16 protein-coding genes are annotated in these 11,508 nt (G+C 43.4%); 10 read left to right on the top strand and 6 right to left on the bottom strand.

Going from position 1 to position 11,508, the window contains the following annotated elements; translation table 11 throughout:
• Nucleotides 1-188, bottom strand: a 188-nt coding sequence (locus tag M891_RS25130) for a UPF0236 family transposase-like protein (RefSeq protein WP_198032058.1), incomplete at its 3' end; no start/stop codon positions are given.
• A 376-nt stretch (nt 189-564) separates the two neighbouring features.
• On the opposite strand from M891_RS25130, the gene M891_RS0121490 reads away from it, so the two are divergent.
• The 4 genes from M891_RS0121490 to M891_RS0121480 all read left to right on the top strand — a co-directional run bounded on the left by M891_RS0121490 (nt 565) and on the right by M891_RS0121480 (nt 2,982).
• On the top strand, nt 565-1,107 hold the full coding sequence (locus M891_RS0121490) for a GNAT family N-acetyltransferase (RefSeq protein WP_028540217.1): 543 nt from the start codon (nt 565-567) through the stop codon (nt 1,105-1,107).
• Between the two features lie 312 nt (nt 1,108-1,419).
• Nucleotides 1,420-1,641, top strand: a complete 222-nt coding sequence (locus M891_RS0121485; RefSeq protein WP_028540216.1) for a hypothetical protein — start codon at nt 1,420-1,422, stop codon at nt 1,639-1,641.
• A 6-nt stretch (nt 1,642-1,647) separates the two neighbouring features.
• Complete coding sequence (locus M891_RS25125) at nt 1,648-1,896, top strand: type II toxin-antitoxin system RelE family toxin (RefSeq protein ID WP_084628950.1); 249 nt, start codon at nt 1,648-1,650, stop codon at nt 1,894-1,896.
• Nucleotides 1,897-2,172: 276 nt separating this feature from the next.
• Nucleotides 2,173-2,982 (top strand): GNAT family N-acetyltransferase, encoded by an 810-nt coding sequence (locus tag M891_RS0121480; RefSeq protein WP_028540215.1) that lies wholly within the window; start codon nt 2,173-2,175, stop codon nt 2,980-2,982.
• 114 nt (nt 2,983-3,096) lie between these two features.
• On the opposite strand, the gene M891_RS26205 is transcribed toward M891_RS0121480, so the two are convergent.
• The gene (locus M891_RS26205) at nt 3,097-3,249 is read right to left on the bottom strand and encodes a type II toxin-antitoxin system RelE/ParE family toxin (RefSeq protein WP_084628949.1); all 153 of its coding nucleotides are present in this window, start codon (nt 3,247-3,249) and stop codon (nt 3,097-3,099) included.
• A gap of 75 nt (nt 3,250-3,324) precedes the next feature.
• Entirely contained in the window at nt 3,325-3,561 is a 237-nt protein-coding gene (locus M891_RS24360; RefSeq protein WP_036701401.1) for a hypothetical protein, read from the bottom strand.
• Nucleotides 3,562-3,860: 299 nt separating this feature from the next.
• On the opposite strand from M891_RS24360, the gene M891_RS0121470 reads away from it, so the two are divergent.
• The 4 genes from M891_RS0121470 to M891_RS0121455 all read left to right on the top strand — a co-directional run bounded on the left by M891_RS0121470 (nt 3,861) and on the right by M891_RS0121455 (nt 6,977).
• Entirely contained in the window at nt 3,861-4,277 is a 417-nt protein-coding gene (locus M891_RS0121470) for a GNAT family N-acetyltransferase (RefSeq protein WP_028540214.1), read from the top strand.
• 210 nt (nt 4,278-4,487) lie between these two features.
• Entirely contained in the window at nt 4,488-5,195 is a 708-nt protein-coding gene (locus M891_RS0121465) for a hypothetical protein (RefSeq protein ID WP_028540213.1), read from the top strand.
• 236 nt (nt 5,196-5,431) lie between these two features.
• Nucleotides 5,432-5,797 carry a hypothetical protein gene (locus M891_RS0121460; RefSeq protein ID WP_028540212.1) on the top strand — a complete coding sequence of 122 codons (366 nt, stop codon included), beginning with the start codon at nt 5,432-5,434 and terminating at the stop codon, nt 5,795-5,797.
• A 361-nt stretch (nt 5,798-6,158) separates the two neighbouring features.
• Nucleotides 6,159-6,977, top strand: coding sequence for a DUF3644 domain-containing protein (locus M891_RS0121455; RefSeq protein ID WP_028540211.1), 819 nt, complete (start codon nt 6,159-6,161; stop codon nt 6,975-6,977).
• 62 nt (nt 6,978-7,039) lie between these two features.
• Here the strand turns inward: M891_RS0121455 and M891_RS0121450 are convergent, their stop codons facing one another.
• Genes M891_RS0121450 through M891_RS25115 form a run of 3 tightly spaced genes read right to left on the bottom strand, consistent with a single transcriptional unit; the run spans nt 7,040 to nt 9,759 of the window.
• On the bottom strand, nt 7,040-7,840 hold the full coding sequence (locus tag M891_RS0121450) for an ExeA family protein (RefSeq protein WP_028540210.1): 801 nt from the start codon (nt 7,838-7,840) through the stop codon (nt 7,040-7,042).
• Nucleotides 7,833-9,185 carry an IS481 family transposase gene (locus M891_RS0121445; RefSeq protein ID WP_028540209.1) on the bottom strand — a complete coding sequence of 451 codons (1,353 nt, stop codon included), beginning with the start codon at nt 9,183-9,185 and terminating at the stop codon, nt 7,833-7,835. Before M891_RS0121445 ends, M891_RS0121450 begins: the two co-directional genes overlap by 8 nt.
• 58 nt (nt 9,186-9,243) lie before the next feature.
• A complete protein-coding gene (locus M891_RS25115) occupies nt 9,244-9,759 on the bottom strand; it encodes a DUF6431 domain-containing protein (RefSeq protein ID WP_084628948.1) in 516 nt (171 codons plus the stop codon).
• Nucleotides 9,760-10,332: 573 nt separating this feature from the next.
• Between M891_RS25115 and M891_RS0121435 the strand changes: the two genes are divergently transcribed.
• The gene (locus tag M891_RS0121435) at nt 10,333-11,178 is read left to right on the top strand and encodes a DUF5677 domain-containing protein (RefSeq protein WP_232228395.1); all 846 of its coding nucleotides are present in this window, start codon (nt 10,333-10,335) and stop codon (nt 11,176-11,178) included.
• 89 nt (nt 11,179-11,267) lie between these two features.
• On the top strand, nt 11,268-11,508 hold a 241-nt coding region (locus tag M891_RS0121430), incomplete at its 3' end, for a transposase (RefSeq protein WP_028540207.1).

The raw sequence follows: 11,508 nt of genomic DNA, 5'->3' as shown, positions 1-11,508 counted from the left end.
ACTGTGTTGACGCTTGTTTCACGCTCGTCCTTTACTCGATAACGCTCTCGGTCCCGTTGCTCCAGGATCTGCTGATCCAGCGCCTCCAGTACCTGCTTCATCGCACGAGCGAATTCCTTCTGCATTTTCCGGAAAATCCATTGCTCAATCTCTTTCATCGTCGGCATTGTTGTGGTAAAGTGGCTCACAGGAGCTTCCTCCTTCTTGGTGTGTTGTGCGCAAACATCACTTTACCAAGGGAGAAGCTCTTTTTCTATATCCGCTTTTTCCAATTCCTACACCCACAGAGATTTTACACTATCTAACTCAAAGAAGGCACCTGCATCAGATAACACCGTGTTCACGCATCGCAGCCTGACGGCTGCTCGGTCCGCTCGAGGTCCGAGGAAGATCGAAGAGGCATTTCAGTGGCAGGAAGTGGATCAGGCGGACACACCTGCGAGGCTAACTGCGCAAGCGCAGCCGGTCACATTCGTGACCTTAAGCCTCTCGGCGTCGTGAACACATGAACGTTATATGAAACCGACGAAAACATGATGAAAAACAAGAAAGGACGATCATTATATGCCTCATATTGCTGGTGAAAGAATTGTATTACGTGAATATCAATTAACCGATTTGTCTTATATGAGGCAATGGGTGAATGATCCGGAAATTACAAATGGTTTGTCAGATATCCTCCTCTTTCCTCATACTAGTTATTCAACAGAATCATACTTGAAGATGATGATAGAAGGAAGTACAGAAATCAAGGGTTTTATTATTGCGGATAAAGATTCTAAAGAATATGTAGGTCAAATAGACTTGCATAAGATTGATTGGAAGAACAGGAATGCTGTCATGGGGATTGTTATTGGACGTAAAGAATATTTAGGTAAAGGATATGGTAGCGAAGCGATCCGTATGTTACAAGACTTTGTATTCCAATCCTTAAACCTTAATCGATTAGAACTTGAAGTATATGAATATAATGAAAGAGCATATCGATGTTATTTGAAATGCGGGTTCAAAGAAGAAGGAAGACTGCGGAAAAAACTTTATAAGAACGGAAAGTATTGGGACATTATTTGTATGAGTATTCTTCGAAGTGAGTATGAATCTGATTAAGCATAGTCAAAGAGGTCGTCGGCATCATATAACAATGTGTTCACGCATCGGCGGACAAGCCGCTTCGGTCCCGGAAGATAAGAGCGAGGAAGCGATTGCCGGGACACACCTGCACCACCTAACCGCATCGCGGCCGGACCTAAAGGTCCTTAAGGTGGTGAGGCGTCGTGAACACGGAAACGTTATAAGAAATTGGCGCAAGAATAATAATTCGATTGTATATCATTGATGCAGTAATAAACCAACTAAGTCTGGAGCATCCTTAATAATTGACGTATAATAAAGAAGATCAAAGTAAAGGGGGTACATAAGATGAGTGTCCCAAATGATGAGCTTGAACAACTTCTTGCTCATTTAAATGATAAAAATAAAGTTGTTGCAAAGAGTTTTTTATCATGGTTACTTGAGAAGCAAATTGACGAAGAGGATGATCATCTAACCTCAGATGATATTTTAGCAATTGAACAAGGAAAGCTCGATTATCTGAATGGGAATACTAAATCCTTGGAGGATTTAAAACGTGAGCTCGAATAATAAGGTATTATTTCGAGTGATGCAGAAAAGACAATTGCAAAACTCGATAAACCAGTTGCGAGAAGAATAATTGTCGCATTGGAGCAGCTAAGTCTCAATCCTTTCGGAAATCCAAACATCAAGAAAATGAAGGGTAAAGAAGGTAATTATTATAGATTGCGTGTTGGAAATTATCGAATAGTATATGAGATCATTAATAATGAATTAATAATATATGTGGTACGATTAGGCCCAAGAGGAGACATATATAAATGACATCAAGATTCCTGTCGAATTTGTTAGGAGTCTTTTTTAGTATTTATGTTAGTAATTCAAAGAAGGCGCCAACATCTTATAACACCATATTCACGCATCGGGCCATTCGGCCCTCGGTCCGGCAGTAGCATTTCGGGGAAGAGGAAGCAGCCGGACAACCCTGCACTGGCTAAGTCCGTCGGACCCGGGCTGGCGCCCTTAAGCCTATCGGGTTCGTGAATGCAACAACGTTATGCGACATTCCTTAAAAGCAATTTAGAGCAAAGGAGATATGAAATGGGATCACTCATTTTATCAAATACATTAGTGAAAGACATAGAAAACTCTGAGATTGAATATATGCAAGACCGAATGATTGCAATTCGAAGTAGGGGAGGCAATCCAGAAGGAATTGAGATCAAAAGATTCGGCAATGCTCTTTGCTTATATAGTAAGACAATGCCATGGAGAGCTTTTAATACAGTCAAGGGCGTTACAAACGAAGTTTCGGAATATTTAACTCCAATTGTTGACTTCTTTAGGGAACGAGATCGGAAAATCCAATTTGAAATTGTGCCTTCACTTGTAAATGAAAACACCCTCAAACGAATATCGGATCGTGGATTTTATCAATCCGGATTCCATACTTCAACCTATATTGAACCGCAAATATTCAATGACCAACTTCCAGAACATATTACTATTCAAGAATTGAGTGAGGATCAATTTGAGACATATGCATTAATTCATTGTAGGGGAACAGGTTTACCTGACAATGGCATCGCGCCAGTGGCAGCAAATAACAAGGTCTTATACAATCGGCCTGGCTGGAAGTTCTTCGTAGCATTTATAAATGGTGAGCCGGCAGCAGCGGCTGTAATGTATTCAAATAATGGTATAGCATCGCTGACATTCGCAGCTACACTACCGGAATATAGAGGAAATGGATTACATCAATTTCTACTGAAGAGAAGAATTACTGAAGCAAAGAAAAATAATTGTAGACTTGTTGTCGGTCAATGCAATTTCTTATCTCAAAGCCATAGGAATATGGAACGGATTGGTATGAAGATTGGTTATATAAGAACTACATGGACAGAAAGATGATTATGAGAGTTATCTCGAAGAAGAAGGAACGTCGTATAACACTGCATTCACGCATCGGGCTAGCGCCCTCGGTCGCAGACGTGGGTTCAGAGAAGTGGAAGCTGCGACAACCTCCTACGGAGGTTCGTGAAAGACATGTATGATTAATTGTTTATCCTCGATCGTGTAAATAATTCTAAACGAACCGACGCGCAACCTATATTCTTCAGATGTACCTCTCATTCTCTTGATATCAAGTTCAGGATGAAATGGGTTTTCTGAGAGGATCTCTAGGTGTTGTCAATTCGAATTCGAGAAGGCTTATCTAGTCTTTGTAAGTATTTAAGGGCTTATTTATAGAACTCAATTGAGTAGTTCATCAATTACATCCTTGAGTTTAATTCCTTCACCACGAGCGAACGATTTCTTTGCTTCAGCAATCTCCTCTAGATCTTCTTTGGTAGTCGGTTCATCGTCCCAAGGAATATTTTTGCTGTGAGGAGTAGTTGCTAATTTTTTCAGGAAGTCAGCAGCAATAGGAAGGGCATCATCAGGTAATTGTTGAATTAATTTATTCAAATCATCTTTTGAGAAAGCCATTAAATTCAACCCCTATAATGAACTTTATTATCCCATTATAACATATTCTGAATTAATTATTAGTGAACAAGTACCATTGTAAGTATATTCGAGGATGGCAGCAACATCCCATAACACCGTATTCACGCTGAAGGGCTATCGCCCTTTGGTTGTCAGATGTATAATCATGGTAGAAGCTCAGACAACAAACGACCCAGCCTAAGATAAGAGTTATCTAAGGCTGGGTTGTTTCGTGAATACAAAAACGTAATGTGAAATTCCTGGAAGAAATTAATATTAGAAATCAGGTGAAATCGAAGATGATTAACTTAAAAGATTATATAAATCAAAAGGAACTAATAAGTTTACTATCCGAATGTATATATCCAAATGAAGAACGAGTACTACAAGAATATGAACAGTATAGAAATGATAAATCAAGAAAATTACTAGGTAGAATTGAAAACGGTGAATTGGTTGGACTTATCGGAGTAATTAATCAGACGGAGAATGAAGTAGAATTAAAACATATAGCAATAAAGTCTAGTAAGAGAAAACAAGGATTAGGAAAGAAATTAATAAAAGAATTTATGCAAGAAAATTCAATAAGGAGAATTGAAGCCGAAACCGATATGGATGCAGTAGATTTTTATAGAAAAATCGGTTTTCAAATAATAAGGTTAGGGGAAAAGTATCCCGGAATAGAAAGATTTAAATGCATTTTAACAAAGGACTGATTTTGAAAGCAGATACAAGAGGTCAGGAACTTCACATAACACCATATTCACGCTGTGGGGCTATCGCCCCTTGGTTGCCAGATGTATAATCATGGAAGAAGCTCAGACAACAAACGACCCAGCCTAAGATAAGAGCTATCTAAGGCTGGGTCATTTCGTGAATACAAGAACGTTATCGGAAAGACTTGCAAAAAATATTGGAGGTATTTCATGAAAGTACTTCATATTACCTTTTTAATAGATCAAAAGTGGGGATATAGAATTATTAACTCTTGTAAGAAAGCATTTGATTCAGGAATTTTCCAAACTGAATCTCCCTGGGAAAAAGATGCGTTTTTACATACTGCATCAAGACTGGATGGACTTGTGTTTTCTATTACGAAATTAAATGAAACAACAGATCAATTAATGAAAGAGATTTCTAATATTGACCCTGTTGAATTAAAGATGTGTTTGGATGAAGATCGATCATATTTTCTTTCGGATCGTTTTATGAGACAAGCAATGATGTTTTATATACATTCGTTTTTGTATGAAATAGATTCATGCTTGGAATTTATTACAAACCATGTACTTTTACCTATATATCACAATCTGCATCAATGGAATAAGAATAAAATTAAAGATCATATTTCAATAAAATTGTCAGAACAAGGAATTAATCCTACATATATAAGAGAAGTTACAAGCCTCCGGAATCACTTTACCCACCATGCTTCCGCTCATATTGCTGTGGATATTGATAGACAAGATATAATTATAATGAAGAAAAACATACTTGATTTTTCTGAAACATCCACATCCGAATTTATATATTTAAAGGAAGATCTTTCTAGACTTAATGACGAGTTTTGGAAATCAATTAGAATAATTGAGGAGATTGTAGAAGCGGATATTCAATTACTTTTAGATACTTGAAAATAATACAAGAAGGCAAGTCCTTCCGATAACATCGTATTCACGCTGCGGAACCTAGCGGTTCCTTGGTCCGTCCGATGCAATATGAGTAAGCGAATTCAGACGGACAACCCTGCGAACCTAACCGCATCGCGGCCGCCCCTTCGGGGCTTAAGGTTCTCGGGTTCGTGAATACGAGGAACGTTATCCGAAACCTCCGATTAGCAAAGGAATAACCTTAATTAAAGGAGGCTTACATGAAGCTAATACAAGTATTAAGTATAGTAGTTATAATTATCCTTCCAGGTTGCAATGCAGATAATAATAAAACTTACCATTCGTCAATTCCATCGTCTTTCTTTTCTGACGTTGAGGGAAAGTATTACATCACGGCAATTGGTACCACTGATGAACAAAATCTTGAATTTCAAGAAGTGTTTGACCAAAACATAAGGATTCTTAGTGGTTATTATCAAACCGGAAATCCAGATGAAAAGGAACTACAAATGTTAAACATTGATGATGTACCAAAGTACATTGTTTTTGATACAGAAAAAGAATTATATCGAACAGACAATTTAAATGAACTTAATCAATTTCTTTCGAATCAAAGAACAAAATAATAATCAAATTTAAAAGAACGAAAAGGATACTCAAGAATTAAAATTAAAAATGAATAAAGACGATAAAGGACGAATTGTGTAAGTATATCAAAGAAGTCGGAGGTATCGGATAACAAAGTATTCACGCATCGGGCCATTCTGACCCTCGGTCCGGCAGGAGTTAGAAGAGGATTCGAGTGAGGCATTTCAGTAGCAGGGAAGCGGAATCAGCCGGACACACCCGCACCACCTAACCGCATCGCGGCCGGTCCTAACGGACCTTAAGGTGGTGGGGCGTCGTGAACACGCAGACGTTATGAGAAATCAGCGCAAAGCTTAAAAACAAGAGCATATTTTCGCCTTGCACAACGGGGGGCATAACATGAATCAAAAAGATGTAGATAATGATGTTGAATTTGAGTTATTTGAGAATGGTTTAAACTTTGTGGTTTCGGCGATTGAGTATTTAGAAGAACCTATCAAACCGTCAGATCTGAAATATGCAATCTTGCATCTAAGTTCCGGGATTGAATTAATATTAAAGGAACGTTTGAGAAGAGAACACTGGACACTATTGTTTAACAAAGTAGAAAAAGCTAGTCTACAAGATTATAAAAATGGCAAGTTCACAAGTGCTAACTTTGATGATTGTATAGATAGATTGATTAATATCTGCGAAGTGGATATTAATCAGCAGATAAGAAAAAACTTGAATAGCCTTAGAGATAAAAGAAACAGATTTGAGCACTTTGGGATTGTGGATAGCTCAGAAGCCTTGAAAGCTACTGTCGCAGATGCTTTAAACTTTTTGATCGATTTTGTAAACGACGAACTTGAAGATGAAGTTGATAATGATGAAATGGTTGTCATCAGGGAAGAAGTATTAAAATTTGATTCATTTGTAAATCAACGCTGGAAGGCAATCAGAAGTAAAATAGCGAAGATTAAACTCATTGTAACATGCCCTCGCTGTTTGCAAGACGCTGCAGATCTTTCAGATGGATTTCAATGCTTATTTTGTGGATACAAGAATGACGATCCAGAGGAAATTGCTAATGAGTATGTATCTGAAGTTTTGCGTGAAAGTAAATATGAGATAGTTACCCAAGGAGGAGAATGGCCAATTTATTTTTGCCCTGGTTGCGATTATGAAACTTTGGTTAGAACATGTTACTGCCAACGCATAATGTCCGCCAGTTGACGGCGTAAGTTGTCCTGCTGGTGACGGTCAATCTGTCCGCCCGAGGGGCTGAAAAAGGGGAATCACGCTAATTCCCCTTGGATGACGCGCTTGATCATATGATCGTCGATGATCCGATGTTTGTTCTGTGAGCCATAGATGAGTGCGTGGGTACATACTTTGTTGATCAGCCTTGCGGCACCGCTCGAGAATCGGTAGATATCGTCGATCGCGCCGTCGGTGAAGATGTCATGCTCTGCGCCGGCGAACGTCATGTGACGCCGGATGTAATCGCCGGTCTGCGACCGGTCGTAGTGCGGCAGCTTGCACTGCAGGTCGATCCGCTGCCGGATCGCCGCATAGGCCTGCAAATTCAGGCGATCCCACAGCTCGCTTTGACCGACCAGGATGAGCGCCATGGGACTTTGCGCATCCATCTTGAAATTGAGCAGGAAACGCACTTCCTCCAGCATTTCGCGATCCAGCAGATGGGCCTCGTCGACGACGACAACCGGCTGCAGGCGATGAATGCCGCGCATGAGCTCAATCTCGCGGTGAAGCTGGCGTTTAGCGTCGCCGCGGTAGAACTTCGATTCACAGCCGAGCTGCTCGAGCAGCCCTTTGTAGAAATGCCTCGGCGTCAGCTTAGAATCTGACAGGTAAAGCACCTTGTATTTCGCCGGATCCAGCACCTCGGCGAACCGCCGAATCGTCGTCGTTTTGCCCGTGCCGCAGTCGCCGGTAACGACCGCAAACCACTGCCGCTGTGCGGCGTACGCCAGACGGCCCATCGTTTCCTCGAGCGTGACCGATTCGTACAACTCGCTCGTCGGGATATCCCGGGAGAATGGCGAGCGGCCAAGGCCGTAGAAGGACTCAAACATGGCCGTCCTCCTTGCTCATCCGGCGATAAGCCACCGCCGGTACCTGCGCGGCTTGACGCTCCCGGTTGCGATCCTCGGCTGCCGCGAGCAGTCTTGACGCATCTGCAGCGATTTGTCCGATATGCTCCGGAAGCGGCGGCCGCTTGCCCGCGCGTTCGCCGATAACCAGTTCCCTTACACGCCAAGGCGTATGGCCTTCGTACTCGATGGTGAGTTCGGTGATGTCCGCCGGGTCGAATACCACGTCCACCGTGCAGCCGATAAACGGCAGTCCCACTTCGTACTTGCGGTCCATGAAGCTGATGCAGCCGGACTTGTCAACCTTGCGCGTCTCGCAGTGCAGGAAGGCATTCGCGAGCTCGTCCGGATCTACAAACCGAAGCGGCTTCTTGTCGCTGCGGTATGCCGTCTCTGGGCTGTACTTGTTTTCCAGCGCCGAATGCGGCTTGTGCTGATAACACTCCGACAGCCATACGGCAAACAATTCATTGAGCCGCTCGAGCGTTTTCGGCTTCTCAAGCGCGGACTCGCTTAAGAACGCGTCCACCACGCGATTAAATCGCTCAATTTTACCCGTAGCCTCCGGCGAGTAGGGCTTGGCGAACAGCAGCCGAATTCCGAGCTTGGAACAAGCCCGCGTCATCCACTTCGTTCTGTATTGCTTGCCGTTGTCGAAATAGACTGCCTCGGGAGCGCCGAACTTCTGAATGGCCTGACGGAAGCAATCCTCGACGATGGTCTTGTCCATGACCGGATAGAACTGTCCGTGAAGCACGAAACGCGTCGCGTCGTCGATGAACGTCACCAGGAACACTTGCTTCATGGCGCCGCCGGGGCCAATGGGCAAGTACGGGCCGTATTTGATGTCCGAGTGCCACAGACGATTCCGATGGCGCTGCTGGAACCTGCGGGCGGCGACGCCTGATTCGGCATACATGCGCATATGACGCGTACTGTAACCGCGCTCTGCCAATCTTTCCTGCAGCGTGCTGCGTTTGATCTGGCCGGGCTGGATGCGGCCTTCCCACTCCAGAATCTGAATGAGCTGGGCTACGCTTCGGCTAGGCACCTCCCGGCGAAGCAGAATCGCCTGCTCCAGTACTTCCGGGGGAATCGTCACTTCCGATGGCTGACGTCCTTTGCCTCTGGGCCTCAGACCCCCGAAGCCTTCCTGACGGTACTTCGCCAAGTACCGACGCAGCGTCCGCTCGGAAAGCCCGGACTGCTCGCAGATCTGCCTTTTGATTTGGCTGGCTCTGGCGGTGTCCAGCCCTTCCGCCAATAGCGGCGCAAGGAGCTGCATCCGTTCCGATGCGACGGCCTCTGCTTTTCTCTGATCTTTCATCCATTCTGCACCTCGCTTGGTAGACTTCCAGACGAGTCTACCGCAGCACCTAGCCGGACTAGAATGCAGAACGGGTATGTAGCCATAAATTTGAATTTGCGACCGGACGGACAATTCGCGCCAGCCAGCCGGGAGCGTCCCCGACGTAACGTCCGAAAGGATGATGTGCAGTCTGAGGAGAGACGGACGATTCTTCCGCAGGGTCCTTGTGAAAGCGAATGGCGATGGATTTTAGTGCGCCGAGCAAATACGTAGTCTGTTCCTGAAGCCAACTCTTCCAACGCCTTAAGGTGGCGTCATCTGCCGCTACCGTTGGCTGCTGAGTGGGGGCCGAGACGACTTGCTCGATGCATGCCGACTCGTACCGTTTGTACGGTACGATGCAATCCGGAAGCTCGTGATGGATCTTCCGGCACTGCGCACAGCGCAGTCGGCGAACGACGAGCAGACGATGATCTCCGCTCTCGCTCATGATCTTCCGCTTCCGACTGCCGATGACGCTGAGCGCTTCTCCGCAGCAGGGAGAAGGAACCGATTCTGCACATCTAACTGAAAACGCCGGGTGTCTTCTCAACTAACTCATACTCTGTTACAATGACCATGTTGGGTAGGGGATGCATCCCGTGAGCCTGTTGCAGCAGGCCCGCATACAGGGGAGGCATCCTTTTCCTTTCCTGTGATACGGTCATTATATTCAGCAACTCTCGGACAGGCAATCCCGCCAGCAACTGGACGTTATGGTCTAGCGGTAACAAGAACAGATGAAGGATATATTTGTTTCAACTGCGCTGATGAGTGGGAATTTGATGATATAGATGAGTGTATGCGATGCGGTGTTAATCTATGTTTTTCTAAAGATGGTTATGCAACTCTCTGTGATAATTGTGTAGAGGACATCCAAAATTATTAGTAAAGTAATGCATTTGAAAGTAAATCAAGGAAGGCGCTGACATCTCATAACAATGTGTTCACGCATCGGCGGACAAGCCGCCTCGGTCCCGGGAGATAAGTCGAAGAGGTGATTGCCGGGACACATCCGCACCACCTAACCGCATCGCGGCCGGCTGCTTCGCAGCCTTAAGGTGGTGGGACGTCGTGAACACGGAAACGTTAGGCGAAATTAATTCTTGCAAGGATGTTGATAATGATGTTCTGGAAATCCCCAGAAGTAATAAATGAAGAGCAATTAAAATCGACAAAAGATATGGTAGATAAGTGGCTAATATTAATTGATAAGATTAGGGAGAATATTCTTCAAAACTCTACTATTCTTGAAAACAATAAAGACTATACAAATCAAAGACATATAATATTGTCAGAGTTAAGTATGGCACAGTTTTTTACTTTCAGTTCAATATCAACATTAATTTCGAATGCACATTATTCTGATGCATTCACGTTGTTAAGAGTATTATATGAAGGACATTTACATTTATGGAATTTGTGGAATTGTGACGACGAAGAGTTTCAAAAATACATAGCGTTAGTGGTAATGCATGAATGGGGAGTAGCCAATGAAGTTCTATCTATAAAAGATACTATACTTAAAGAAGAATACTACAGTAGCGAGAAGTTAAATAAATTAAAACAACGTTATGATGAGGCAAGACTGCTATTCAATTGCAGGGAAGGCAAGATCCCAAAGAATTATACAACTAAGACGATATTAAAGCTAGCTCAAGAAGTAGATGAATCAGAAGGGGGTAAACCTTTTAGGCAATTAATGCATAGCAGGTTATACTCATCTGGATCGGAATATGTGCATCGCAGTTTCTATGGATTGCGAGAAGGATATGCAGTAGTAGAACACGATGGAAAACATGTATTGTTTCCAAATCCGCGTAGAGGGATAGAGACTTGTTGGTGGGCGACCTCCATAGAATTAGATACTGTAATATGGCAATCGACTTTTTTGGGAGTAGAGGATGTTACTAAAATAATGAATGAACTGAGAAATGAAGTAAGAGAATTAGCTAAAGAATGGTTGTTGTGAGGGAGAAATTAACTGCTGCTAGACTAAAAAGTAGACATGGAGAACCGAGAATCGGGTAAAATGAATCTATCCAAATTCGAGGTGCTACCATGACGAAAAAATACGATAAAGAATTTAAACTGCAAACGATTCAGATGATCCAGGAAGAAGGGAAAGCGGTGGCGCAGGTCGCCCGCGAACTGGGGATCAGCGACAACACCCTGTATCGTTGGATGGCGGAATACAAGAAAGACGGCGCACAGGCCTTTCCAGGCAGTGGGCAACTGAAAGCCGACGATAAAGCAATGAGAGATCTTCAGAAACGCCTTCGTGATCTGGAAGAGGAGAACG

This window comes from Paenibacillus sp. J14 (genome assembly GCF_000518465.1).
GTDB lineage: Bacteria > Bacillota > Bacilli > Paenibacillales > Paenibacillaceae > Fontibacillus > Fontibacillus barengoltzii.
This window is presented reverse-complemented; position numbering and strand designations above follow the sequence as displayed.